Source organism: Paenibacillus sp. MABNR03 (assembly GCF_050455445.1).
Lineage (GTDB): Bacteria > Bacillota > Bacilli > Paenibacillales > Paenibacillaceae > Paenibacillus > Paenibacillus xylanilyticus.
In genome coordinates this window covers 233,460-257,806 of the sequence record NZ_JBCIYR010000004.1, presented here as the reverse complement: position 1 = coordinate 257,806, position 24,347 = coordinate 233,460, and the positions used below count along the sequence as shown (strand labels likewise).

23 protein-coding genes are annotated in these 24,347 nt (G+C 48.4%); 13 read left to right on the top strand and 10 right to left on the bottom strand.

The features are described 5' to 3' along the window. The first annotated feature begins 218 nt into the window (after positions 1-218). Positions 219-1,457 carry a peptidase T gene (gene pepT / locus AAIH57_RS20920; protein WP_430023109.1) on the top strand — a complete coding sequence of 413 codons (1,239 nt, stop codon included), beginning with the start codon at positions 219-221 and terminating at the stop codon, positions 1,455-1,457. A 127-nt stretch (positions 1,458-1,584) separates the two neighbouring features. Here the strand turns inward: pepT and AAIH57_RS20915 are convergent, their stop codons facing one another. Next, a complete protein-coding gene (locus AAIH57_RS20915; RefSeq protein WP_430022865.1) occupies positions 1,585-2,277 on the bottom strand; it encodes a Crp/Fnr family transcriptional regulator in 693 nt (230 codons plus the stop codon). A gap of 284 nt (positions 2,278-2,561) precedes the next feature. Between AAIH57_RS20915 and AAIH57_RS20910 the strand changes: the two genes are divergently transcribed. Next, positions 2,562-3,404: a methyl-accepting chemotaxis protein gene (locus AAIH57_RS20910; protein WP_175396900.1), complete on the top strand. Its 843-nt coding sequence runs from the start codon at positions 2,562-2,564 to the stop codon at positions 3,402-3,404. Between the two features lie 139 nt (positions 3,405-3,543). On the opposite strand, the gene AAIH57_RS20905 is transcribed toward AAIH57_RS20910, so the two are convergent. Then, positions 3,544-4,986: an alanine/glycine:cation symporter family protein gene (locus tag AAIH57_RS20905; RefSeq protein WP_175396901.1), complete on the bottom strand. Its 1,443-nt coding sequence runs from the start codon at positions 4,984-4,986 to the stop codon at positions 3,544-3,546. A gap of 429 nt (positions 4,987-5,415) precedes the next feature. Between AAIH57_RS20905 and AAIH57_RS20900 the strand changes: the two genes are divergently transcribed. Next, on the top strand, positions 5,416-6,345 hold the full coding sequence (locus tag AAIH57_RS20900; RefSeq protein WP_430022864.1) for a response regulator: 930 nt from the start codon (positions 5,416-5,418) through the stop codon (positions 6,343-6,345). Positions 6,346-6,480: 135 nt separating this feature from the next. On the opposite strand, the gene AAIH57_RS20895 is transcribed toward AAIH57_RS20900, so the two are convergent. After that, on the bottom strand, positions 6,481-6,657 hold the full coding sequence (locus tag AAIH57_RS20895; protein ID WP_175396903.1) for an aspartyl-phosphate phosphatase Spo0E family protein: 177 nt from the start codon (positions 6,655-6,657) through the stop codon (positions 6,481-6,483). Positions 6,658-7,351: 694 nt separating this feature from the next. Between AAIH57_RS20895 and AAIH57_RS20890 the strand changes: the two genes are divergently transcribed. Both AAIH57_RS20890 and AAIH57_RS20885 read left to right on the top strand, forming a co-directional pair. Further along, positions 7,352-7,975: an acetate uptake transporter gene (locus AAIH57_RS20890; RefSeq protein ID WP_175396904.1), complete on the top strand. Its 624-nt coding sequence runs from the start codon at positions 7,352-7,354 to the stop codon at positions 7,973-7,975. A 214-nt stretch (positions 7,976-8,189) separates the two neighbouring features. Continuing rightward, positions 8,190-8,702, top strand: a complete 513-nt coding sequence (locus AAIH57_RS20885; protein ID WP_175397085.1) for an acyl-CoA thioesterase — start codon at positions 8,190-8,192, stop codon at positions 8,700-8,702. A gap of 8 nt (positions 8,703-8,710) precedes the next feature. Here the strand turns inward: AAIH57_RS20885 and AAIH57_RS20880 are convergent, their stop codons facing one another. Next, positions 8,711-9,787 (bottom strand): anthranilate phosphoribosyltransferase, encoded by a 1,077-nt coding sequence (locus AAIH57_RS20880; RefSeq protein WP_430022863.1) that lies wholly within the window; start codon positions 9,785-9,787, stop codon positions 8,711-8,713. A gap of 18 nt (positions 9,788-9,805) precedes the next feature. Beyond that, complete coding sequence (locus AAIH57_RS20875) at positions 9,806-10,399, bottom strand: ANTAR domain-containing response regulator (RefSeq protein WP_175396906.1); 594 nt, start codon at positions 10,397-10,399, stop codon at positions 9,806-9,808. Positions 10,400-10,992: 593 nt separating this feature from the next. Between AAIH57_RS20875 and nirB the strand changes: the two genes are divergently transcribed. Genes nirB through cobA form a run of 4 tightly spaced genes read left to right on the top strand, consistent with a single transcriptional unit; the run spans position 10,993 to position 15,469 of the window. Continuing rightward, on the top strand, positions 10,993-13,434 hold the full coding sequence (nirB, locus tag AAIH57_RS20870) for a nitrite reductase large subunit NirB (RefSeq protein WP_430022862.1): 2,442 nt from the start codon (positions 10,993-10,995) through the stop codon (positions 13,432-13,434). 16 nt (positions 13,435-13,450) lie between these two features. Next, the gene (gene nirD / locus AAIH57_RS20865) at positions 13,451-13,768 is read left to right on the top strand and encodes a nitrite reductase small subunit NirD (protein WP_175396908.1); all 318 of its coding nucleotides are present in this window, start codon (positions 13,451-13,453) and stop codon (positions 13,766-13,768) included. Positions 13,769-13,820: 52 nt separating this feature from the next. Further along, the gene (locus AAIH57_RS20860) at positions 13,821-14,702 is read left to right on the top strand and encodes a formate/nitrite transporter family protein (protein ID WP_175396909.1); all 882 of its coding nucleotides are present in this window, start codon (positions 13,821-13,823) and stop codon (positions 14,700-14,702) included. Further along, entirely contained in the window at positions 14,699-15,469 is a 771-nt protein-coding gene (gene cobA / locus AAIH57_RS20855; protein ID WP_430022861.1) for a uroporphyrinogen-III C-methyltransferase, read from the top strand. The genes AAIH57_RS20860 and cobA overlap by 4 nt, the downstream gene beginning before the upstream one ends. A gap of 18 nt (positions 15,470-15,487) precedes the next feature. On the opposite strand, the gene AAIH57_RS20850 is transcribed toward cobA, so the two are convergent. Further along, positions 15,488-16,126: a TetR/AcrR family transcriptional regulator gene (locus AAIH57_RS20850; protein ID WP_175396911.1), complete on the bottom strand. Its 639-nt coding sequence runs from the start codon at positions 16,124-16,126 to the stop codon at positions 15,488-15,490. Between the two features lie 196 nt (positions 16,127-16,322). Between AAIH57_RS20850 and AAIH57_RS20845 the strand changes: the two genes are divergently transcribed. Further along, complete coding sequence (locus tag AAIH57_RS20845; protein ID WP_175396912.1) at positions 16,323-17,090, top strand: SDR family NAD(P)-dependent oxidoreductase; 768 nt, start codon at positions 16,323-16,325, stop codon at positions 17,088-17,090. A gap of 147 nt (positions 17,091-17,237) precedes the next feature. Here the strand turns inward: AAIH57_RS20845 and AAIH57_RS20840 are convergent, their stop codons facing one another. The 3 genes from AAIH57_RS20840 to AAIH57_RS20830 are packed head-to-tail and all read right to left on the bottom strand — an operon-like array spanning position 17,238 to position 19,576. Then, the gene (locus tag AAIH57_RS20840) at positions 17,238-17,549 is read right to left on the bottom strand and encodes a hypothetical protein (protein WP_430022860.1); all 312 of its coding nucleotides are present in this window, start codon (positions 17,547-17,549) and stop codon (positions 17,238-17,240) included. 57 nt (positions 17,550-17,606) lie between these two features. Next, positions 17,607-18,899 carry a sensor histidine kinase gene (locus tag AAIH57_RS20835; protein ID WP_430022859.1) on the bottom strand — a complete coding sequence of 431 codons (1,293 nt, stop codon included), beginning with the start codon at positions 18,897-18,899 and terminating at the stop codon, positions 17,607-17,609. Then, positions 18,899-19,576, bottom strand: a complete 678-nt coding sequence (locus AAIH57_RS20830) for a response regulator transcription factor (protein WP_430022858.1) — start codon at positions 19,574-19,576, stop codon at positions 18,899-18,901. Before AAIH57_RS20830 ends, AAIH57_RS20835 begins: the two co-directional genes overlap by 1 nt. A gap of 256 nt (positions 19,577-19,832) precedes the next feature. Here AAIH57_RS20830 and AAIH57_RS20825 point away from each other — a divergent pair, with 256 nt between their 5' ends. The 3 genes from AAIH57_RS20825 to AAIH57_RS20815 are packed head-to-tail and all read left to right on the top strand — an operon-like array spanning position 19,833 to position 23,692. Further along, positions 19,833-20,651: a polyphosphate polymerase domain-containing protein gene (locus tag AAIH57_RS20825; RefSeq protein WP_175396916.1), complete on the top strand. Its 819-nt coding sequence runs from the start codon at positions 19,833-19,835 to the stop codon at positions 20,649-20,651. Then, complete coding sequence (locus AAIH57_RS20820) at positions 20,644-21,324, top strand: DUF4956 domain-containing protein (RefSeq protein ID WP_413036428.1); 681 nt, start codon at positions 20,644-20,646, stop codon at positions 21,322-21,324. Before AAIH57_RS20825 ends, AAIH57_RS20820 begins: the two co-directional genes overlap by 8 nt. A gap of 34 nt (positions 21,325-21,358) precedes the next feature. Further along, the gene (locus AAIH57_RS20815) at positions 21,359-23,692 is read left to right on the top strand and encodes a carbohydrate-binding domain-containing protein (RefSeq protein WP_430022857.1); all 2,334 of its coding nucleotides are present in this window, start codon (positions 21,359-21,361) and stop codon (positions 23,690-23,692) included. A gap of 54 nt (positions 23,693-23,746) precedes the next feature. On the opposite strand, the gene AAIH57_RS20810 is transcribed toward AAIH57_RS20815, so the two are convergent. Then, on the bottom strand, positions 23,747-24,334 hold the full coding sequence (locus AAIH57_RS20810) for a class I SAM-dependent methyltransferase (RefSeq protein ID WP_430023108.1): 588 nt from the start codon (positions 24,332-24,334) through the stop codon (positions 23,747-23,749). Between the last annotated feature and the right edge of the window lie 13 nt (positions 24,335-24,347).

Sequence of the window (24,347 nt, the reverse complement as noted above, 5' to 3'; positions counted from 1 at the left end):
CAGAAACAACCTGTAGAAGCGAAGCCAAAAGCTTTCTGAAAGAAAGCTACTTCGTAAGCATAAACTCGCCTTTATCACTGGATTTTCACCTTTTAAATATAGAATCAAAAAAATCTGGGGATAACAGCGATCAGAAGGTTGTTCTGACCTCGTAGTTATTCGGTGTAAGACTGGTGATCCAACTTATATATCAACCCAAGCCAAAGGAGCGATCAATGGTGAAAGACATTTTAATCGAGCGACTGACGACTTATGCTCAAATGGATACTCAATCCGATGAAAGCAGTGAAACCTGCCCCTCCACACCTGGCCAACTGGCCTTGGGTGAATACCTTGTCAATGAGTGCAAATCCATTGGCTTACAGGATGTAACGATGGATGAGAACGGTTATGTCATGGCTACCCTGCCATCCAACACGGACAAGGACGTTCCCGTGATTGGTTTCCTCGCTCACCTGGATACAGCCACTGACTTCACAGGCAAAAATGTCAAACCTCAGGTTATCGACAACTATGATGGTCAAGATATTGTGTTAAATCAGGAGCTGGATGTGGTACTGTCTACCACCGACTTCCCGGAACTGCGTGAATACAAAGGCCATACCCTCATGACAACGGATGGCACAACATTGCTGGGTGCGGACAATAAGGCAGGCATTGCCGAGATTATGACAGCGATGGCCTACCTGATCGATCACCCCGAGATCAAACACGGAAAAATCCGGGTGGCCTTCACTCCTGATGAAGAGATTGGGCGTGGGCCGCACAAGTTCGATGTGCCTGCTTTTGGAGCCAAATATGCCTACACCGTAGATGGTGGACCACTCGGAGAACTGGAGTACGAGAGCTTCAATGCGGCTGCAGCCAAAATTACGGTCAGAGGTACGAATGTGCACCCTGGAACAGCCAAAAACAAAATGGTGAATTCGGCCAAAATTGCCATGGAGTTTAACCACCGTCTGCCTGCGGAAGAGGCACCTGAATTTACGGAGGGGTATGAAGGGTTCTACCACCTTCTGTCCATCGAAGGCGATGTGGAGCAGACACAAATGAGCTATATCATTCGCGATTTTGATCGAGAGAAGTTTGAAGAGCGCAAAGCTTATGTATTGAAGGTTGCGGAAGAACTCAAAGCCAAGTACGGGGAGAAAAGCATTACCGTTCAGCTGAATGATCAGTACTACAATATGCGGGAAAAAATTGAGCCTGTGCGCCAAATTGTTGATATTGCACACGAAGCGATGACCCGTCTGGATATTGAACCAATCATTCGTCCCATTCGGGGAGGAACCGATGGATCCCAGCTCTCGTATATGGGCATGCCTACACCGAACATCTTCACTGGCGGTGAAAATTACCATGGCAAATTCGAATATGTATCCGTCGACAACATGGTGAAGGCCACCCGTGTCATTGTGGAAATCGCCCAATTATTCGAAGACCGCGGAGATATCTAACAGAATTGCGCCAGATCTCATAACGCCTTTTTCAACAAACGGAGGCGAGGCACCCTTTTGCTTAAGGCATCAGGGTGCTCTTTGCAATTTATACGAAGAGCTGGGACCCGCACACAGAGACAACATTTCATTCGTACATATTCCCCCCGGCAATCTGACGCAGCTCCTCCAGATTACAGATGACGATCTTGCGCTGTTCTTTCCGAATGATCTGCCGATCACAGAGATCATGGATCACCCGGTTCAAATGTCTGTAGCTGGTACCCAGCATATCTGCCAGCTCAGTCAAATTGGAGGTTTGGATCTCTTCCGTAACCTGTTCACCCTGTTCCATCGTTGACAACAGGTAGCTGGCAAACCGGCTTTCCACGGGGTACAGCAGATTCAAGCTTGACAGGTTGGAGAAGGTGTACAACTTATGGGTAACATGACTAAGCATAAAATGGAGAAACTTCGGATTTTCCGTATAGGTATTCTGAAGAAAACGATAGCTCACGCCAAGCAGCAGGCTTTTATTGACGGATTCAACCGTATTTTTCGCTTCCTTCCCATTGACCAGCTCCAGATCACCTACGAGTGCAGGGGGTGTACTGAACCGGAGCAGCAATGACTTTCCATTGGGAAGTGTTGTATAGATCTTGAGTTTACCTTCTACGAGAATATAGAATCGTTCCGGCCGTTCTCCCTTGGCACATATCATTTCACCCTTGGAGGCTTCCAACAGTCTTAATTCAGCGAGTGCAGGCTCATCCAACACCTGATCCAGGCCATGTTCACGCGCAAGCTGACGCATTCGCTCAAAGTCCATGATTTCTCTCATTCCCGGTAACCTCCACCCAAGTATTTAACGTATAGAAATGGACATATGTCCCATTTTCGATATCAGCCCGAACAAATATCTTGATATAAAAATAGTTACAACTAGTACTTATATCCAATAAATCATTTTACATGGGAAATTTTCAAGACTTCGTCCGTAATTCGTCATTATTTTATTTGAAATGCAGTTAATGATAGCGCACTCTTATCCGATGATAGATAGAGCATTATGTACGTTTATGAATCCAATCGCAAATTGGAATACAGAAAGGATGGTTCGACGCCATGAATGTTGTAGATGCACTTCTGAAAGTTATGCCTTATATTAGTCTGATTCTTAGAGAACCAGCCGGCTTGACCGTGTATGATCATGAGAAGGTCTTGTACGCAGTCCCCACTGAGAAATTTAATCTCGGTTTCAATGCAGGGGAGCCGCTGCTCGATGGTTATAAAAACTTTACCGCTCTGACCAATGGACGTGAAGCTTCACTCACCCACCTGCCTGCGGAAGTCTATGGGATCGAGCTGGATATTCTGAATATCCCCATCTTTGATGACAATAACGAGGTTGCTGCCATTTTCTGTGTCTCCTACGATCAATCCAACCAGAATCAGCTTGAAGCCATTATCCAGGAAAATCAATCGATTAATAGCAACCTGGTGGAGATGGTACAGCACGTTGCGGCTCATGCCGAAGAATTACAGGCAACCAGTGAACAGATCCTGGAGAACACACGTCTTGCTGTTCAAAACTCTTCCCAAATTAACAAGGTGGCCGGGTTCATTCGTGAAATCTCCGAACAAACCAACCTCCTTGGGCTCAATGCTGCAATCGAAGCTGCCCGCGTTGGCGAGGCCGGTGCAGGCTTTGGCGTTGTCGCTTCTGAGGTACGCAAGCTCTCTGTCGATGCGAAGCAGGCCACTAGTGATATCGATATCAGTCTAAAAGATGTTCAACAGGTTATCAAACAAATGGAAGTGGAAGTTTCGCAGATTGCTGCTTCTTCCCAAGAGCAGGCTACCCTTGTCTCCTCCTTCACGGATGTCATTGAGAAACTGAATGAAACTGGCGATCGTATGAAGATGCTGGCAGACCAGCTAATCAGCTACTCCGTTCAAAACAAGTAAGCTTGTTTCCAAACATTCATATGCAATCTAAGATTCAACCAAATTTAAATAGGACGCCGCGAACCCGATCTGGGCATTTCCGGCGTCCTGTTTTTTAACCTTACTTTATATCATATCAAGCATTCACATGCCAGGTTCCCTAAGCTTGCTTCGCAATCCCCACTTTTGGGTTTCCCTTCACTTCAGCCTCAGATTCCCAACATTCCACCTCGCCCGGAATACGGATACGGTCACGGGTAAAGACGGGGTCATGCCCCTCCGCTTTCTGTTTTTTGTAATCCTTCAGCGCTTCGAATGTCACTTTGGACAACATGAGAATGGCAATCAGATTGACGACTACCATCAGTCCCATGAAGAGATCGGCAAGGTCCCAGACCAACTGCACTTTCGCTACAGCACCAAACAACACCATTGCGATGACGCAGATTCGGTACACCCACAGCCACATCTTATTGGACTTGATAAACTCAATGTTGGTCTCCCCATAATAATAATTCCCGATGAGTGTACTAAAGGCAAACAGGAATACCATCACGGCCAAAAATCCGGAGGCCCAGGAACCGATGTGCATACTTAATGCTGCCTGGGTCAATTCGATGCCTCCCAGATTGGAACCTTTGTATACCCCCGACAGCAAGATAATCATGGCTGTGCTTGTACAAATGACAAGTGTATCGGTCAGTACGCCAAGAGCCTGGATAAGCCCTTGTTTGACCGGATGTGTTGTATCTGCCGTGGCCGCTGCATTAGGCGCACTACCCATTCCCGCCTCATTGGAGAACAAGCCCCGCTTGACACCGTTCATTAGGGCGGCCCCCAATGTACCACCAGCCACCTGTTCAATGCCGAAGGCATTTTTTACGATCAACACAATCATTGCCGGAAGCTGCGTGATATTCGCCAGCACAACAAATGCAGCCACCCCGATATACAGTACGGCGAGGACAACAACGATATATTCGGACGCCTTGGCAATACGTTTCACGCCGCCCATAATAATTCCGGCAAAGATTACCGCCATAACAATACCTACCGTCAACCGATCCAACCCGAACGAGTTTTGGAATGCCACGGTAATGGTATTGGACTGCACAGCATTAAAGACAAGACCGAACGATAGTGTTATGAGGATCGCAAACAATACTCCCATCCAGCGTTTGCCCAATCCCCGTTCCATATAATAGGCCGGACCTCCGCGGAAGCCTCCGTTATCCTTAACTTTATAAATCTGTGCCAGTGTGCTCTCCACGAAACTGGAGGCTGACCCAATGATGGCAATGACCCACATCCAGAACACAGCCCCCGGTCCTCCAAGGGCAATAGCCAGTGCAATTCCTGTTATATTTCCCGTACCTACACGGGCAGCCATGCTGATACAGAATGCTTGAAACGGCGAAATCTTGCCTGCTTCCTTGCTCTTGGGTTCAGTCAGCACTTTAATCATATCTCCGATCATGCGGAACTGCATGAAACGGGTCTTGGTGGTGAAGTAAATCCCGCATACAATCAGCAGGATAATTAACAGCTTGGACCATAAAAAATCGTTGAAAATCACGACAATATCTTGTATTGTTTGCTCCATCAGCATTACCTCTCCAGTTCGTATATTGTTAAACAGCATCCCGGCTGCATGTCTAAGCGTAAAATCTCCATACTATTGCATAGGGGATCCATTGCATAATTTTGAAGTGATAACGGCTCGTTCGAATCGGCGTTTGTACCATTTCACATATTCAATGGCCAATCCAGTCGGATGTTACCTATACTACAGTCATATCTACGGAAACCGACATATTCCTACATCCAACTGTGGATTTTTTTTGTGAATGGACCGAATTCAGCGAAACTCTGTTACGTTATCTGACATATTGTTCTTTTTTGGATAAGGGCTTCTATGCAGCAAGTGAACTACGAAGTATGATAGGAAGAAAACGAACCACGATCGCAACGGTTACTCCGTCTGCAACATACATGGGCCCAAAGACATCCGGTGAGGAGAAAGGAGGATACTATGCGTTATTTTATCGTGGATGATGATCCTGGCGTTCGTTCAATGCTGATGGACATTATTGAAGACGAGGGATTGGGAGAGATTGCCGGAGAAGCGGAGGATGGCGCTCACATTCATGCGGAGCTGCTAGAACTGCAAAAGGTGGATGTGCTTCTGATTGATCTGCTCATGCCCCATCGGGACGGGATTCAGACCATACGGGCATTGGAAGGAAGGTTTGAAGGCAAGATTGTGATGATCTCGCAGATTGAATCGAAAAGCATGATTGGCGAAGCCTATTCGCTCGGCATTGAATACTACATTACAAAGCCGATTAATCGGCTGGAAATTCTGTCCGTCCTGCGTTTGGTTGACGAACGTCTGCGTATGCAGCAATCCATTCAGGATATCCAGCGAACATTGCAGGGATTAACCGGGCTTCCATCTGCCGGACGCCATGCTGCATCTGTTCCGAGCAAAACGATTGCAACAGCAGGGCATTTCCTTCTGTCCGAGATGGGCATGATCGGAGAAGCGGGCAGTAAGGATCTGCTGGACATGCTGGAATATCTGGAGCAGATCGAAACAGAGGATCAGACACTGTCACCGTACATGTTCCCGTCGCTCAAGGATATCTTTCAGAATATAGCTGTACGCAAGCTGGGAACGGATGCCTCCGCTACGGAGATCACCAAAGAGGTCAAGGCCTCCGAGCAGCGTGTTCGCCGGGCGATATTCCAGACATTAAGTCATGTGGTCTCACTGGGATTGACGGATTATACGCATCCCAAGTTCGAGAATTACGCATCGAAATTCTTCGACTTCACCGAGATTCGCAAGAAAATGCTGGAGCTGCAAAACAATGTGGAGCCTTCTCTGTCCCAAACCCGAATTAACACCAAAAAGTTTGTCCAAGTGCTGTACATGGAAGCCAAACGGCTTTTACACTGAACAATTCCGCCAAAATACATGCGGGCATGAATGAACAGGAATGCAGCAGCTTAGCAATGGATGCTGTCCTTCCTGTTATGTTCATGCCCGCATCGTCGTATGTACTCATCTATGGTTGTCCCGATATAGGAATCTTTAATTTCTTGTCTGGCTTCGATTCATTCGATTGTATTCGTTAATCAACTCATCCAATGCCATGGACTGCCTTATGACATCCGGATGCCCAAGCCCACCCTCGTGATGTTCTACCAACATATGAAGGTTATGTCTGGCTTTCTCGATTTGATTTTTCAACTCCAAACTCATAACCATGCCCGTGACCTCCTTATTTCTGTGTTATATTTTAGTTTTTACTGTCAATCTATAGTTGGATTAACATTTGGCATAGTCGGGCATGGATGTTTTGTATTCTCCCCCAGATTTTGAAAGTCATGAATGTTGATGATTGCATCAAGATGAAAAAGCCGTGATACTATGCCTTTTGTGCAGATCATGTGCTATTTTGCATCCATGTTTTCATTCGATCGCCTGCTCTTCACAAGATTGTGTCTTTATTGTGTATTTTGGAAAATGAACGATAAAAGACACCCCTCTTGTATGCAAGCTAACCAGTAAAAGTTAGCCTCTGTGCCATAGAGAGGTGCCCGATCGATCAGATTATTGGATTATTGAGTAACCTTTATTTTGATCACTTCGCTTGTTGCTGAGCCACTTTCATTGATCCATTCCACATGGTACTCTTATTCGTCTGGAAGAGCGATCAGCAATTACAGTTGTGGCGGTCTGTGCATTAGGCGATGCCGCAGTTAGCTGCCATTGATTTCTAACATAGTCTTAACAGCAGATCTTTCCCTCTCTTCAAGGTGAACAAATTCCTTTTCATAACCGGGCCATTCAGGTACAATAGGGCGATGTGTGTGTCCGGACCCGGCGGATACGAAAGTTTATAGAGGATCGTATCCTGTATACCATCCTGATTTGATATCATTGGAGGCTCATCAACACCATGCAAACCGATTCACGGACTCAAGTTAAAATCATAAACGCCGATCCCAGCGCGATGGGATTATTTGGGCTGGCTATCGTGACCCTGGTCGCTTCCTCCCAGAAACTCGGAATTACAGACGGACTCAGCTACGCGATCCCATGGGCGATTTTCCTGGGAGCATTTGCACAGCTGTTCGCCTGTATCCAAGACTCCAAACGCAACAATACATTTGGGACAACCGCTTTTGGTGCATACGCATTCTTCTGGTTTGCGATGGGTGCCAATTGGTTGATTAAAATGGGCGTGTTTGGTTCCACTCTGGCAGAGCAGGCCGATGGCAAGCAGCTCGGATTCGCCTTTGCCGGATACCTCGTGTTCACTTTATTCATGACGCTGGGCGCGGTGGAAGCCAACAAAGTACTGCTCATCATCTTCATTCTAATTGACTTCCTGTTCCTTGGCCTGACGTTTGATGCTTTCGGCGTGGCTCCTCATATCTTCCATACCATTGCAGCGTATGCAGAAATGGGTATTGGAATCGTGTCACTCTACGGCACCGGAGCTTCGGTATTGAACGCTCACTTCGGCTATACGTTTCTGCCTATCGGCAAACCGTCCGGCATTTTCAAAGCCAAGGCTTAATATACTGCAGTACCAAACCGCCCGCGCGCCGGTCCGCGCCTGGCGGTTTTTTTGGCAATGATGCCTTTATTTGAATATGAGTTTGCCGGGCACCTATACTAGGAATAACACTAATAGACGATAGACCTGGCACAGATCTGCAAAGATGCAGCAGCCATGGGGTCAGGAGGAAGAGAAAATGAGAGAGACACCCAAACCTACGGAGTCTGAACAGGTGGAGAAGAAATATGTGCGCGAAACACGCTGTTTCAAGACCGCACGGGTATTCCCGACGGATGTTAACAACCATAATACTTTATTTGGCGGCAAGCTGATGTCCTACATTGATGACATTGCATCCATCGCGGCTTCCAAACTATGCCGGGTAAATACAGTAACGGCTTCAACCGATTCAGTCGATTTTCTATATCCCATTAATCCAACGGATTCCGTCACGCTGGAATCATTCGCAACCTGGACGGGACGCAGCTCCATGGAGATTTTTGTAAAGGTTATTCGCGAGGACTTGAAGACAGGGGAGAAAAAGATTGCCGCAACGGCATTTCTGACCTTTGTGGCCTTGGATGAAAATAATCGCAAACTCATCGTTCCCCGAATCATTCCGGAGACGGAAGAGGAAAAGAAACTATACGAGACCGCTCCCGATCGGGCGGCCATGCGGAAGCAGCGGCGGGAAGAGAGCAAAAAATTCGCTGACTTCCTTACCGTTACCTATCCTTGGGAGTAATTAAAACATTATCTGGATGTAGCCGGATATGTGGACAATGCTCTGCTATCCGGCAATTCTCCGCCCATAGAGACAGTCCATTGCTGATACTTCCGATACGCCGCTCCGCTCTCAAGCAGACTCTGGCAGGTGTATACACCCTCTTCAATCGAACCAACGCGGCCTGTCACATACAGACGAAAGCCAGCGTTCAGCAGGACCTGGTTCACAAAGGCGATATGCCCCTCTCCGCTCAACACCGATTCTGCCACTTCCAGCTGCTTGGCAGCCGTCCATGCCACCTCGGGTACAGGTATATCCAGCTCGTAAGCTGCAGGGTCCACCAATTCCAGTTTCGTATCCCCGTTTTCCACAGCATATACACGTGTAGGTCGGTCAATATACAGGTCTTCCGAACCTTCCATCCCCTGTACCACGTAAGCCCGGCGGTATTCAAAGCGGGTAAGCAGCTTCGCAATCCGATCCAGAAACGTATTATGAAATACACCGAAAACAAGATAAGGCGAATGGTTAAAATCGATCAGCTTCTCAGCCGTATTAAAAACCGTACGGAAGCCAAGTTCCTCACGCAAAGGTCTTAGCTGCCGAAGCGGAGCACACCATTCTTCAGAAGACACATACATGACATCTGTCCTCTGCGCAGCAATCCTGGCATCCTCCCGATCCATTTTCGTTGTATCAATACCTGATTCCCTCAGCAGCATAGACAAGGTTACCCCCCATTTGGGTGGTAACGGCTCACTTCCATGCAATGTCACCGGAACCCCGGCTGCTGCCAATACAAAGGCAACCGGAAAAGTAGCCATAAACGATTTGGTTCGTCCGTCATAAGGGCCTGCGCAATCGAGTCCATCCTGAAATACGGACAGGCGATCCGCACTGTTCCGGCATGCATGGACGAAGGCTTCCAGCTCCTCGACATTTTCCATCTTCATCCGTTCCGCCATCAGAAAAGCAGCTGTCTGAGCAGGCGATACCTCCTGTCTCAAAATATGCTCGGCAACAGACAGTGCCTCGGCATAATTCAGATCACGCGAACCGCGTTTTCCACGTCCAACCTCCCTGAGAATCTCAGACATGTCCATGATGCGTCCTCCTTTCGATTAAGACTGGAGCAGCTGATGCGCCTTAACAATTGCTGTCGCTACATCCACCATTCGTTTGCGTTCATCCATCGCTCTCTTGCGTAACAGATCGTAAGCTTCTGATTCGGAGATCTGCTTCAAATCACACAAAATAGCCTTCGCCATGTCAATCCATTTCCGATCCTCAAGCCGGGACTGCAGCTGTTTTCGCTCCTGCTCCCACTGCTTGCGTTCCATGTACCGCTTGGCTGCAAAATGCAGTGTCCAGTGAATTTCAGGTCCAATCATGGATGGAGTCAATATTCCGTCCAATGAAGCTTCCACCTCGCAGGATTCCACCGAGGAAGAGGCTGTATCCGGTGCGCACCACCATAACAATGGGGTGTTCGTTTTCCCCTTTCCCAGGCAGCGTACCCAATATTCCACATCGACCAGTGACAGATGCAGGATAGATGCCTCTGCTTCAGCAGACAGTTTCAGTGCTTCTGTTTCGCTGGCTGTCACCTGCACATGGTACCCGTTTGCCCCAAGCAGTCTCTCAGGTGTAAGAGGGATTGCATCGGATGAGGCAGCTATCGTTGGTTCTACACGGATGACCAATAAAGATCGCATGATGGATCAATCCCTCCCTTAATGCATAGACAGAATTAGTTAACTCAAGCATCTAAACATAACAGCATGATTAGATGTCATATAACCTAACAATATCTTAAGGTGAAAATATACAAATTTGAACTTGATTATGCATTTCGGTAACACATATGCCGGATCACTATAATGTTTAGAGGGCTCTCTTCCTAAGTTCCGTACTGTTTACTTGCCTCTTAAGTATGCTTCTTATCTCTATAACCTTCGTATTATAAGTTTGTGCGCTAAGGTTCGATCCATCCGTTCGTTGTTCGGCCCTTATTTCCATTACACACATGTAAACATAATTAACTTCAAATTTCAAATACTTTTTTATGTTAACTATATTGACATGGAGGGAAGGATCTTTTATAGTTAGGCCATAACAACTCCATATTTGAATCGATCACAGTTACAACGGCGTAGCTGGTTGAAACGGCAATGAAGCCTGTTTTGCAATCTCGGATCAAGGGAAGCGTATGCATATACGCAGTCCTCCGAGGCATGACAGGCTTTTTCTATTTTTCCGGAACGAGGCAAGGGCATTTCGCAGAATGGAACCAAGGGGGCTAATCACAATGAGTACAACGAAAAAACTGGTGCTGGTCGGCAATGGTATGGCAGGTATTCGCACAATTGAACATATTCTAAAACTCGCTCCGCATGCTTATGAAATTACGGTTTTTGGTGCTGAGCCGCACCCCAACTACAATCGCATCATGCTCTCCTCTGTGCTGGCTGGCGGCACGAGCATTGAAGATATCGTAATTAACGAATGGAGCTGGTACGAAGATAACGGCATTAAGGTATACCCAGGCGATCCTGTCATTCGGATCGATGCCGAGCGCAAGGAAGTGGTCTCCCAGGCAGGTATCCGTGCGTCTTACGATGAGCTGATTCTGGCAACAGGATCACAGGCATTCATTCTGCCTTTACCTGGAGCAGACAAGGAAGGTGTCATTGGTTTCCGTGATATCAAAGATTGTGAGACGATGATGGCTGCCTCGCAAAAGTATCGAAAAGCGGCCGTGATTGGTGGTGGATTGCTTGGCCTGGAAGCTGCGCGCGGTCTGCTCAATCTGGGGATGGATGTCACGGTTATTCATATTAACGGCCATCTGATGGACCGGAATCTGGATCTGCCTGCAGGCCTGATGCTTCAGAGGGAGCTTGAAGAGCAGGGTATGAAGTTTCTTTTGAACAAACATACCGAAGAAATTACAGGCAAACATCGCGTAAAGTCCCTGCGTTTCACCGATCAGACAGTGCTCGAAACCGATCTGGTTGTTATGGCCGTCGGCATTCGCCCTCAGGTTGAGCTGGCCCGTCAGGCTGGGCTGAACGTGAGCCGTGGTATCATCGTTGATGATTACATGAATACCAGTATCCCTGGCATTTCGGCGGTCGGTGAATGTGCGGAGCACCGCGGCATTGCGTATGGATTGGTGGCCCCATTGTATGAACAGGGGATGGTCCTGGCCAAACGTCTGGCGGGTGCAGCGACGGAAGGATATGAAGGGTCTGTGACTTCGACCAAGCTGAAGGTTTCCGGTGTGGATGTGTTCTCTGCAGGACAATTCAAGGATGCGGCGGATACCCGCAGCATTCGTATACAGGACGACGTGGACGGAGTCTACAAAAAGATGGTCATGAAGGACGGCCAGCTGATTGGAGCTGTACTGTTCGGAGATACAACAGATGGCGCCTCCCTCTTCTCCCTCATTAAAAGCGGTGAAAACATTGGTGGACGCGAAAAGGAAATTTTGCTTGGAGTATCGGCCGGAGGTTCAGGATCTGGTCCATCGGCAGCTGAGCGCATGGCCGCCATGCCAGATGATGAAATTGTCTGCGGTTGTAATGGTGTCACCAAGGCTGCCATCGGTGATGCGGTACTGAACAAGGGATGTAACACGCTCGGTGCCATCAAGTCCTGTACCAAAGCTTCTGCGTCCTGTGGAGGATGTAAACCGATTGTGGAATCCTTGCTCGTCCATTATGCAGGTGATGCAGTTGGTGAACAGGTGAAGGAAGGCATCTGCGGCTGTACCTCCTATGATCGCGACGAGATCGTTGCCCAGATCAAGGAGATGGGATTGAAGACGGTCAAGGAAGTCATGAATGTACTCGGCTGGAATGAACCTGAAGGCTGCTCCAAGTGCCGTCCGTCTCTCAACTATTACCTCGGCATGATCTGGCCGGCCGAATACGAAGATGAACGGGTATCCAAGTTCACGAACGAACGCTACCACGCCAATATTCAAAAAGACGGAACGTACTCGGTTATTCCCCGGATTTACGGAGGTGTTACTTCTCCAGCCGAGTTGATCAAGATCGCCACCGTTGCCGAGAAATATGATGTGCCGATGGTGAAATTCACAGGCGGACAACGGCTCGATTTGCTCGGTGTACAAAAAGAGAATCTGCCGAAGATCTGGGAAGAACTCGATATGCCGTCCGGATTCGGTTATGGCAAGGCACTGCGAACGGTGAAAACATGTGTCGGCAACACCTTCTGCCGATTCGGAACACAGGATTCCATTGAGATGGGCATTCGTCTGGAGAAAAAACTCGACAAAATGGTTGCTCCTGCCAAAGTGAAGCTTGCTGTCTCCGGCTGTCCGCGGAACTGTGCAGAAGCCACCATTAAGGATCTGGGTGTCGTTGCGATTGATGGGGCATGGGAACTGCATGTTGGCGGTAACGGCGGGGTCAAGGTCCGCGCAGCGGAATTACTGTGTACGGTCAAAACGGATGCTGAAGTGGAAGAGTGGACCTATGCATACCTGCAATACTATAGAGAGAACGCACGCTGGAATGAGAGAACAGCAGCCTGGATTGAACGTGTCGGTCTGGACCATGTGAAGATGGCACTCGAGGACCGCGAAGAGCGGCTCGCTCTGGTCGAACGGCTTGAACTGACACTTGGCCGCACGGTTGATCCTTGGAAGGAAATCATTGAAGACGAGAAACTGCGCAAAAACTTCACCCCACTCGCTGGCACACAGCCGGCAGCCCACTAGAAGAGGAGGATCAGCGATGAACCGATTGCGAATTGGACACCTTGCGGATATTGATGAAAAGGGAGCTCGGACGTTTATGGTATTGGATACCGAAATTGCCGTCTTCAAACTGAGTGACGGGAGTCTGCACGCCGTCGAAAATCGCTGCCCTCACAAGGGCGGCAGGCTTTCGGAAGGCATGGTATGCGGAACGGCAGTGCACTGCCCGCTGCATGACTGGAAGATCGATCTCCGGAGTGGCAAGGTATATGAACCGGATGACGGCTGTCTAAACACTTATAAAACCGAAGTGGATGACAACAGCGGAGAAATCTATATCACCATTGCAGGTTAAGTCTTCATATTGGAGAGTGCCTGACACATCATGAATCAAGGAGGCGTACGCTATGGATTTTGTTAAACCTGCAGAAGTGCTGCAATCAATGGTCGACGCAGGCGAGAATAAAGCCAGAATGAATCGGGTCCAGATGTTAATCCGTGGTTTCCTGGCTGGAGCGATTCTCGCATTTGCCACAACGCTAGCGTATACCGCTGTAGCTCAAACTTCCGTTGGTTTGGCTGGTGCGCTGATATTCCCGGCAGGATTCGTGATTATTGTCCTGCTCGGGCTTGAGCTGGTGACAGGCAGCTTCGCCATGATTCCACTCGCTGTGATGAAACGCAGAATCACCTTCATGGATATGCTGCGCAATTATACATGGGTCATTGCAGGCCATCTGCTTGGATGCCTGTTCTACGCTCTGTTATATGAACTTACGCTGACGAAGATGGGAACAGATATGAGCAGTCCGCTCATCCAAACCCTGATCCAGACCAGTGAGGCCAAGACGCTCGGGTATCAACACCTGGGCGGCGCAGGCATTGTTCTTGTCATCATTAAAGCCATCTTGTGCAACTGGATGGTCACGCTCGGTGCAGTCATGGCGATGACATCGACTTCCACACTTGGTAAAATTGCGGCCATGTGGCTGCCCATCATGATATTTTTCGCTCAGGGATTCGAACACGCTGTGGTGAACATGTTTGTTATACCTGCAGGAATGATGCTTGGTGCTGATGTCAGTATCGCTGACTGGTGGTTATGGAATCAGATTCCGGTGCTGCTTGGCAATTTCATCGGCGGTGCCATATTCACTGGGTTAGGATTATATGCTGCACACCGCTGGGGAAGCTCAGTTCCGATGACCTCCAAGCTGGCAACCATCCATGGCGGTCGTTCAGGAATGGCGAATGCAGAGTCCTCGTCCAAACTGGGGACACGGTCATGAGCCGGGGCCTGGTAAGTATCATTGGCGCTGGTCCTGGAGATCCGGAACTCATTACCGTGAAAGCTCTGAAACGCATCCAAACGGCAGATATCCTCTTGTATGACCGACTTGTGAATGATGATTTGCTTGCGGAAGCTCCTGAAGCAGCACTCCGGATCTATTGCGGGAAAGCCCCCGGACTTCATTCCATGAGTCAGGAGATGATTGGACGGCTGCTGGTTGCTCACGCTGCGGAAGGCAAACGGGTTGTCCGGCTCAAGGGCGGTGATCCGTTCATCTTCGGACGCGGAGGTGAAGAAGCACTCGTGCTGGCACAGGCAGGGATCCCCTTCGAGGTTATCCCCGGTATCACTTCAGCTGTGGGTACATCTGCTTCATCCCTGATTCCATTAACCCACCGGGGAGTGGCTTCGACCTTTGCATGTGTGACTGGCACGGGGAGTGATGGCCGTGTATCATCCGTTCGCTGGGATCTGCTCGCCCACAGTGTGGATACCCTGGTGATCTATATGGGGATCAGCCAGTTGCCCCTCATTCAACGCGAACTGCTGCAATCCGGCAAAAGCAGCTGCACACCAGCAGCCCTGATTGAACGCGGAACCACCTCAGAGGAGCGAATCATTACTGGCACGCTGGGCCAGCTTCATGCCCTCTCCCTTTCGGAAAAGGTGAACAATCCCGCGCTGATCATTGTCGGCGAGGCCGTTCTCGTACGCGAACAATTGCTTCAGCTCCAGCAAGCAGCCGATGCTTCCATGACGGGTTAGCTGCCCGTATACATCTTTCTAATCCAACAGCATACGCTCGTGAATGGTCCGGCCCTTCTGCCCTGGTTCAATCAGCAGACGGGTCGGTTTGATGTTGATCAATGCCGTCAACTGTTCCCCCATATAATGTGCAGAATACTTAAACCCAATCTCCGCCCAGTGCATTATGACACCGACCGTAGCCGATATCAGATAACTCAGCATAATATCGTAATTAATGGTGTACTCGCTATCTTCAGTTACCAGCACAAAATCCTCGGTTAAATACGCGCGGAACATATTGCAGAGTCTTAAACCCATATCACTATGCATCGTGATTAAGGCACGGAAGACGTCCTGGTGCGCCTCGATATATTCGAATACCGGCATTGTAGAAGGCAGCAGTCCGGTCATATCCACTTCCTTTAATTCAGCGTACGGTTTGGCGTACGCTTGGCCCACTCCCTGCATGAAATCCTCCAAAATGAATTCAAGCAGCTCCGGTTTTCCAGGAAAATGTAAATAAAACGTGCCCCGATTGTAGTCCGCCCGCTCGGTGATGTCACGGATTGTGACGGCATCAGCTCCCTTTTCCAGTATTAAAGAAACCGTCGCAGCGATGATCGCATCCTGTGTTCTTCGTGCTCTCCGGTCCTGAGGGTGTTCGATAATCAACATTTCCGCCTCCTTTGTCCATTATTGTAACCTAAATAAACACCGCTTACATCTGTGTCCGATAGCAGACATATACGCTGTCAATGATTATTGTCACATGACTATGTATATCTTAACATTGAGACAGGAACGATAGACGACAGGTTACATCTTTTTTTGATGAACACCTGCCAATACAAATAAGGGAGCGGATTTTATCATGAGTACATCCTATACACATACAGCGGTTATTACAGGGGCTGCCGGAGGCATCGGTAAAGAATTGGCACGCCGACTTGCTGAACGCAAAATCAATCTGGTTCTGGTGGACCTGAACGAAGAAGCGATCCAGCAGACGATTACAGACCTCAACCTCGACAAAGAGCACGTGATTGCTGTAAAAGCAAACGTATCCCAGGAAGCAGACGTGAAAAACTATGTACAAAAAGCACTTGATGCCTTTGGCAGAATCGACTACTTTGCCAACAACGCCGGTATCGAAGGTCCAACGGGTCTGATTGAAGATCTGAGCGTTGAAGCACTGGATATGGTATATAACGTTAACGTTCGTGGCGTATTCTTGGGTCTTCAAAACGTTATTCCGGTCATGAAAAAACAAAAATCCGGTGCGATCCTGAACACGTCATCCCTCGCAGGTCTGATGGGTGCACCTGCTGTATCTCCATATATTATGTCCAAACATGCCGTGGTTGGTCTCACTCGCACAGCAGCGAATGAACTTGCCCCATACAATATCCGGGTAAACGCCGTATTGCCAGGAACCATTAACACTCGCATGATGCGCCAAATCGAAGCAAACTCCGGTAACGTGGAAAATTATCAGGATGCTACTGTAGCCAGCATTCCGATGGGCCGCTATGGCGAACCAGAAGAAGTAGCTGCCGTGATGAACTTCCTGTTGTCCGAAGAGGCTTCCTATGTAACAGCTTCCCTCTACACGGTAGATGGCGGTATGATGGGTCAATAATATTCGCGGTTACCACGCGGAAAAAGGAATCCTAAAGGGTACCTGCTGATCTTCAAATGTAAGATAACATAAGATATAAAACAAAGGAGCCTGGTTCCCAGGCTCCTTTTTGATATCCACAAAATCCAAACTACCGATTAAGTCGTTTTAATCCACGTATCCTGCATGGCCCTTTTCCATTAAATAGTCCATTTCAGCATCCAGAATGCTTTCCACGGTCAACTCATCCAGCTTCACATCTTTACGACCAAGAATGTAGTCAGCTAAGTCATCACCGTCAATATCAACGTCTTTACCTTTGGCATTTTCATGCGCCTTGTTGATGTACGCCTGCTCATGCTTCAGCACAAGAGCGATATTCGCCTCGCTTGCCTTGGTCTTCTCCGCAATATATTGCATCATTTCCTGCTCATTAATGGAATTCGTTTCAGTCACGTTCAGTTCAGCTCCTCGGTTCATACATACTGTTGCCATTGTAGCATAGGTTAACCCATATCAGACATGCCTTATTCGGATCTAGGTTAAACGAACGTAGAACGTTGCCCCTTCGCCCACCACACTCCGGGCATAGATCTGACCTTTATGCTGGTCCACAATGGAACGGGCGATGGCCAGACCGAGGCCGTGCCCCCCATGCTTTCGGGCTCTGGAGGCATCCGTGCGATAGAAGCGATCGAAGATACGATCCAGATGCTCCGGTGAAATGCCTTCCCCTGTATTGGAGACCGCAAGCACCACCTCATGATTTTGTTTCTTCAACGATACATTGACCGCGCCTTTGGCTCTGGAATATTTCACGGCATTATCCAGCAGAATCAGAATGACCTGCTTGATCTGTTCGCTGTTGCCATGGACCATGAGCTGCGGCTCAATGCTGTAGTCCAGGGATATATTTTTTTCAAAAATAACAGCTTCCATCGTCAAAATAATGTTTTCTACCGCATCACTCATATCAAACTTGGAATGGATCATCGTGGAACGTGAATCGTCAATCTCGGTCAGATATAACAGATCGCTCGTTAACCGGGACATACGCTCTGTCTCCGACTTGATGTAATGCAGCCATTTGGCCTGGCTATCAATCGTATCCTCGCGATTGGCGAGCAGTACATCGGTGTTCGTATTAATGATAGCCAGCGGTGTTTTCAGCTCATGAGAAGCATCGGCAATGAACTGCTTTTGTTTCTCAAAAGCTTCCTTGACCGGCTTAATGGAACGATTGGCAAAATATCGGCTCAGGAAGTAGATCACAATCAGCATGACCAGTCCTACAATGGCAAATGTATAGATCAGATTCGTCAGAATGCCCTGTTGGGCCGTCACATCAATGAACACAATCATATGCCCGTCGCTGCTCGGGTCGATTACATAGGCCCAGTTTGTGCCATCCAGCGCAAATTGTCCAGTCTTACGCTCCGTATGACCAGCCTTATCTACCTTCTCCAGTGCTTCTGTGTAAAACGTATCTTCCATACTAAATCTGGAGTGGGTATCTGTAATATTCCATGCATTATCGGTCTTGATCATAAATGATACGGAACGTCCCGGTGGTGAATTGGGATCTCCTCCAGGTCCGTTTCCTTGAACTTCCGATCGAGGTTCACCGGATTTCGTCTCATCTGTGCGCGGCATGTTGGATGAGTTATATGGACCATGATAGAAATCTGATACCTTGAACAGCTCCATGTTGGTTTCCCGCTGTACATTCTGATACGTAATAATGTAGATTGTCGCAAACGCAACCAGCATCATGATGGAAATGGACACCAGGTTGACGACCAAAAACCGATTTCGGAGTTTCTTAAACATCAGGACGTCACCTCAAGTACATAACCCACACCCCGAATCGTATTAATGCAGACGGAGGAGTTGAGGAAGGTCAGTTTCTTGCGCAAAAAGGAGATGTACACCTCCACGTTGTTATATTCCACCTCGGAATCGAAGCCCCACAGCTTCTCGATAATCTGCTCTTTGGAAGTGATGGCCTGTTTGCGGGTAATCAGCAGTTCCAGCAGCTCATTTTCTTTTAGATTGAGTTTGATCTCCTTGCCCTGCACAGTCAGCTTTAGCTGTGTCGTATTGAGTTCGATGTCACCAAACTTCAGCCCATCCTCTGGCACAACCTCGCCCTTTCTTCTGAGAGCTGCCCGAATCCGGGCAAGCAATTCCTCTGTCGCAAAAGGCTTCGCAATATAGTCGTCCGCACCCGTATCCAGTCCGGCCACCTTGTCCGAGAGCTCTCCCTTGGCCGTCAGCAGAATGACAGGTGTATGGTTTCCCTCACTGCGCAGCTTCCGCAGCACACTGATTCCATCCATCTCCGGCATCATGATGTCGAGCAGAAGAAGATCGTATATACCGCTTAGCGCATAATCCAGTGCTGATCTGCCGTCATGGACCATGTCCACGGAATAATTGTTTTTCTTCAATATCTGGGATACGGCCTCTGCCAAATGAACCTCATCTTCCGCAATTAATATTCTCATGATTAACTCATTCCTCTGCCTTGAATTGTTCGTCGCAATTTTATTTTATTATATCAATCATTCTACCTGTGGAACCTTGAATCAATCTTAATTCATTAATTCCACGAGAACTATTATAGGAAGGTAAAAAAAGATCAACGGAATGTAAAATTATTTAAGATTCATTCAAGGTTGGCCCTCTAAGATACAGACATGGAAGCAATACACGATGAAATGAAACACAACATAAACCACTAACGAAAGGAATGAATCTTAAATGGCGATTGAAGTATTCAACCGATATGAGAGCAAGTACCTTCTGACCGATCAACAGTATGAACATTTCTACAACGATTTGCTGAAGTATATGGAATTGGATGCTTACAACAAGAAACACGAGTTCTACTCCATCAGCAACCTGTACTTCGACACTCCGCAGGATTCCCTGATCCGCGCCAGTCTCTCCAAACCGAAGTACAAGGAGAAGCTGAGACTGCGGGCTTATGGTGTACCTGAAGAGAATGCCAAAGTGTATCTGGAGATCAAAAAGAAAGTGTTCGGTCTGGTGAACAAAAGAAGAACGGCCCTGATGCTGGACGAAGCATATGAATTCGTCCGCACGGGACAGGCACCTGAGCTGCAGGATTACATGAACAAGCAGGTTGTCGAGGAAATCAAATATTTCCTCCGCCTATACGACCTGGAACCAAAGGTGTATCTGGCCTATGAACGCAAGGCCCTGTTCGATAAGAACAGCCGCGATCTCCGCATTACCTTTGACACCAATATCCGCAGCCGCAGATATGATCTGAAGCTGGAGCAAGGGGATTACGGCGAGCCTCTGGTGGAAGACGGTCGCTGGCTGATGGAAGTAAAGGCGGAAAAAACCGTTCCGTTCTGGCTATCCCAGCTGCTGTCGGAGCACGGCTTGTACCGTGTCGGCTTTTCCAAATACGGCAACGAATTCAAACGCCTCGTTAGAACGACGAACCTGAACTACCAAGGCGAACGGACTCTCGTTCCGGGTACTGACTTCGATCCAGCCATAAAACCAAACAAAACGATCATAGAAAGAGAGAGTGTAGTATATGCTTGATTCCATTTTCAGTTCTGCATTAACCGACACGACGCTGACATTCAGCAGTGCCGTGATTACGATTGGCCTAGCCATCCTTATGGGTGCGATTATCAGTCTCACTTACATGAAAACCAATGCAAACACATACTCCCAGAGTTTCACGTTAACCATGGTTGTCCTGCCCGTTATCGTTGCGATCATCATTCTGCTGATCGGCAGCAACGTGGCCCGTGCCTTCAGCTTGGCTGGTGCCTTCTCGATCATCCGGTTCCGAAGCGCGCCCGGTGATCCAAAAGATATCTCCTATGTCCTGTTCACCATGGCTTCCGGTCTTGCCTGCGGCGTCGGTGCCTTCGGATACGCGGTATTGTTCACCATCATCTTGTGCGTACTGATGTTTGTTCTGAGCTATTTCAAATTCGGAGCCAAAAAGAGTCAGCAAAAATTGCTTAAAGTCACCATTCCTGAAAACCTGAGCTATGAAGAAGCTTTTGATGAAGTATTCAAAAAATTCAATGTGGATTACCAGTTGAACAAAGTTAGAACAACCGAACTCGGCAGCCTATACGAACTGGTCTATCTGGTTCATCTTGGCCAACACGTCAATCAGAAGGAATTCCTTGATGCCGTCCGTACACGCAACGGTAATCTGGACATCTCCTTAAATATGGCACCAACACCGGAATATTAATTCGAAGATATTTTACAAATAGAGAGGAACGATCATGATGAATAAAAAATGGATTGCAGGCAGCAAATTATGGTCCGTAGCAATGATTACCGCAATGGTTACCGCATGCAGTGCTCCTGCAGCGACCAACTCCACCGCTAATGCCGCAACATCAACGACGGGTACAACCAAAACGGTATCCGTCAGTGAGCAGACCTCTGTTAAATATGCAGACTTGGTTTCCATGGATGCAGACGATACCAATGTAAGCTGGAGCGAAGCCGACTCTACAACCATTAAGCTAAGCGGAAAGACAGCGATTGTTACTGGTTCCGGAGCCAAAGCGGCGAACGGCTCGGTAACGATCTCCGAAGCAGGTACTTATGTACTTAGCGGCGAACTGACAGACGGCCAGATCATAGTTAATGTAACCGACAAAGGAACGGTTCACCTCGTCTTAAATGGAGCAACCATCCACGATAATGACAGTGCAGCCATCTATATCCAGGAAGCAGGCAAAGCGGTTATTACCCTGCAAGAAGGAACCGAGAACGCCGTTTCCGATGGCAAAACCTATGTATACGCTGATGACACAACGGATGAGCCTGATGCAGCCATCTTCAGCAAAGCGGACCTGACCTTTAACGGCACAGGCAAACTCACCGTTACAGGTAACTACAATGAAGGGATCACAAGTAAGGATGATCTCAAAATTGTAAGTGGCACCATCAACGTCAAAGCAGCCGACGACGGTATCAAAGGTAAAGATATGCTCGCGATTCAGGAAGGCACCATTACGGTTGATGCAGAAGGTGACGGTATTAAATCGACCAATGATACAGATGCTGAAAAAGGCTTCGTCGCCATTGCTGGCGGTACATTCGATATTCAAAGCGGAAACGACGGCATTCAGGCCGAGACTGCGCTCGTTACGGATGGTGGCACATTCAACATCGTAACTGGAGGCGGCAGCGTCAATGCACCAGCGAAAGCAGAAGAAGGTCCATTTGGCGGCGGTGGCGGTCGCTGGGGTGGAGGAGCCCCTCCAACGGATATGGCTACTCCACCAGATGGCGAACCTCCTGCCGATATGCCGGCAACGGATGGAACGAATGCCGCAGGTGCAGCACCGGCAAATTCCGCTGATAAGGCTTCGACTACTGCTTCGGATGCAGACACGACGACAACAACTACCACAGAAACAGAATCGACAAGTGCAAAAGCACTTAAATCCGGGGCAGATCTTACCGTTAACGGTGGTACGTACACTATTGATTCCATGGACGATTCCCTGCACAGCAACAGCAATGTAACGATCAACGATGGCAAGATCACCCTTGAATCCGGTGATGACGGCATTCATGCCGATCTCGCGCTCACCATTAACGGTGGGACGATTAACATTGCGAAGAGCTATGAAGGCCTTGAAGGTGCAACAATTACACTGAATGATGGGGATGTGGACGTAACATCTTCAGATGATGGTGTGAATGCTTCAGGTGACATCAATGCAGCATCTGCGGATGCTGCAACCACTACAGAAGAAGATAGCACTCAATCCACTGATGCTACTGCAGCTTCCAACATCTCTGTAACAGAGACGACAGGCACAACATCAACTACGGATCAAGCAGCTCAAAGTACGGACGCAAATGGCAATACTCGTCCACAAGGTAGCGCCCCAGGAGGTATGCCAGGTGAATCCGCTGGAAACAGTGAACTTCATATTAACGGTGGATCCCTTACCGTCAATGCAGACGGTGATGGACTTGACTCCAATGGTTCCATCTACATGACTGGCGGAACCGTGATTGTGAATGGTCCAACCAATGATGGCAATGGCCCGCTCGACTATGATGGCACATTTGAATTGAGTGGTGGTTACCTGATCGCAGCCGGCAGCTCCGGTATGGCTCAAGGTACATCGGACAGTTCAACTCAAAATACGATCGTCATGACATTCCCTGAAACGCAAAACGCAGGAACTCTGGTTCATGTACAAGACAGCGATGGCAACAGCATCCTGACCTTTGCTCCGGCAAAAGATTATCAATCGGTTGTCATCAGCTCTCCTGATCTGAAAGAAGACGGCTCTTATGAAATCTACTCCGGTGGAACATCAACCGGCACAGCTGCAGATGGCCTATACACAGACGGTGCGTACAGCGGCGGCACCAAAGTAGTTGCTTTCCAATCCACAAGCAACGTCACTTGGGTGAATGAATCCGGTGTAACGACTGCCAATACCGGTATGGGTGGTCCGGGTGGAGGCCGCGGCCAAGGTGGATTCGGCGGCGGAAGAAACAGAACGCAATCCGGAACATCAACAGAAGGCACAACTACAGATGGAACAACTACAAGTACAAGCACGACGGATTCCACAAAATAATAGACATAACAAAGAAGAAGCTGGTGCTAACGCATCAGCTTCTTCTTTGATTCACTAAAATACATAGACGTATACCTTCGTACGCAAAGTATCCCTACACGTAATCGTTCGGAGAGGCACCTTCCCCGGCAGTGCGAAACAGACACTAATAACCCGTGCTCCGGGCGGAAGCTCCCGGGTAAACTTGTCGACGAGCCTGGCCATGGCTCCGGGATACAAATAACAAACCACACCATCTGCATGTTCATAGGAACTATGATAGATATCCCCGCGTACGAAACGCAGTCGACCTTTCATTGAATTGCGGACGCCATTGGCTCTCCTGAATCCAATCATCATGCTGGACATGGCTTGCGAAAACCAAAGTGGAATAAGCGAATTCTCAATCCCGGTTATCCGCTTGCCCGGACAATGACGGACGATGTCCATTCCCAGCGTGCCCCAACCGGAGCCGGCCTCAATGATATCACCATAACCAGGGATGCGGCCTATCTCCTGGATGACCACCTGCCTGACCATTCGGGACGTGGGCATGGGTGATATTCCATTTTTCCAGCTGACCAGCACAATGGCTACTACGGCGATTAGCGTCACCACGGCAATCAGCCATGGAATGAATTGAATGATCAACAATGGCCTCATCCCTTTGTTCATA